Annotated in this window: 2 protein-coding genes; both read right to left on the bottom strand. The window is 36.1% G+C overall.

Annotation, left to right across the window (positions count from 1 at the left end):
• Window positions 1–101: 101 nt before the first annotated feature.
• A complete protein-coding gene (gene istB / locus ACM55M_RS17385) occupies window positions 102–839 on the bottom strand; it encodes an IS21-like element helper ATPase IstB (protein WP_465245439.1) in 738 nt (245 codons plus the stop codon).
• A 16-nt stretch (window positions 840–855) separates the two neighbouring features.
• Window positions 856–1,797: Mu transposase domain-containing protein (locus ACM55M_RS17380; protein WP_416858935.1), on the bottom strand; the 942-nt coding region annotated here is incomplete at its 5' end.

Raw genomic sequence — 1,797 nt, 5'->3', positions numbered from 1 at the left:
CAAAATGACCACCTAATTCCGGAGCAAAATGACCACCTCCATTTTTTATTAAAAACTACTCTTTTTCATCTGTTAATTAGTATTCAAATATAATTAAAATATTACCCTTTATTTATCCCTCTTTTCTTTCTCATAGATTCTCCATGTAATTCGAGTCGGTGGGATTGATGTATAAGCCTGTCCAAAATTGCATCAGCTATAGTTTTTTCGCCAATTATATCATACCAACCTTGTACTGGGATTTGTGATGTCACAATTATAGAACCATTATTATGCCTGTCCTCAATGATCTCTAAAAGGGTAATTCGATTGTGACTATCTAATGCTTGGAGTCCAAAATCGTCAAGTATAATGACGTCTTGCCTTTCAATTTTGGCAAGTTCTCGCAGGTAAGAACCATCTGCTTTGGCCATTTTTAATTTAGCAAACAACTTCGAAGTATTAAAATAGCTCACTTTAAAACCCTGTATGCAGGCTTGATAACCCAGTGCAGTGCCTAAATAGCTTTTGCCTACACCAGTACTTCCTGTGATTAAGATGTTTTCGTTTTTTTCTACAAATTCACATTCTGCCAGACGCAGCACCATGTTGCGATCTAGATTACGGGTTTGGTCAAAATTGATACTTTCAATATTTGACTTGTAATGGAATCGGGCATTGGTTATACTGCGCTGAATACGACGATTGTGCCTTTCATCCCATTCCGCATCAATAATCATCGATACAAACTGATCGAGTGTGTAATGGTCAGTTTTTCCGCTTTCAATGGCTGTTTTAAAAGCATTATACATGCCATAAAGCTTCATTTGTTTCATTTTTGTTACTGTGGATTCATTCATGTTTTCAAGATTTAATTTAGTTATAATAATGTTTTCCTCTGATGTTACCGTGACTCGGGAGTTCCTGCTCGGGTTCTTGCTCAAAATCAATATGGTCTAAGTTGTTTTCTAAAATATTCTGTATGGTCTTAAAATTGTAAATTCTAAAATCAAGTGCCCGTTTACAGGCATTTATTAATCGCTCTTTCCCTACCTTTTTTTCGAAGTTTAGTATTCCTAAACAACTTTTATAAGCCTGTTCAGGATGGTTTCTACTTTCGATTATCTGCATAATATATTCTCCTACTGATTCATCAATACTACTTGCCCAATCAATGAATCGAGCAGCGCTCCACTGGGCTACAAATTGGTGGGTACTGGCTAAATGTTCTGGGGTTGTGGTATAGACATAAGGTTTGTAATTTCGTTCATGAACAGCTATTCGATTGTATTTATAATAGATCTCTACGGTTGATTTGGTATACAAGAGTTTCGCTTTTTTCTTTACATATTGATAGGGAACACTGTAGTAATTTTTGTCTTGACTTAATTGGACATGCCCGTTTTGCATTACCGTTGCAAAGGATTGGTATTTAATTTCAAAGCGTTCTTGTGGTAGTAGGCGTAGTTTTTGCTTCTCATCTTCTAAAAACAATTCTTTTCGAGAGTAAGGACGTCCAGTGAGTTTTCGACTGTTATGAGTGTCCAATAAATCCCATATCTGCTGGTTTAACTCTTCAAGGCTAAAGAATTTGGTTTCTTTTAAATTTACATAAATCCTTCTGTACAATATCTTAACAGCTCCTTCAACTAATGACTTATCTCTGGGTTTATAAGCCCTGGCTGGCAAGATTGTAGTTTCGTAATGTTCCGCTAAATCGGCCAGGGTTTCATTAATTGTTGGCTCAAAACGACTACTTTTTATTACTGCGGATTTTAAATTATCCGGGACAATTGCCTCAGGAGTGCCTTCAAAAAA

This window comes from Flavobacterium galactosi (assembly GCF_048158585.1).
Taxonomy (GTDB): Bacteria; Bacteroidota; Bacteroidia; order Flavobacteriales; family Flavobacteriaceae; genus Flavobacterium; species Flavobacterium galactosi.
Note: the sequence above shows the minus strand (reverse complement) of the source record. Positions and strands in the feature narration are given on the sequence as shown.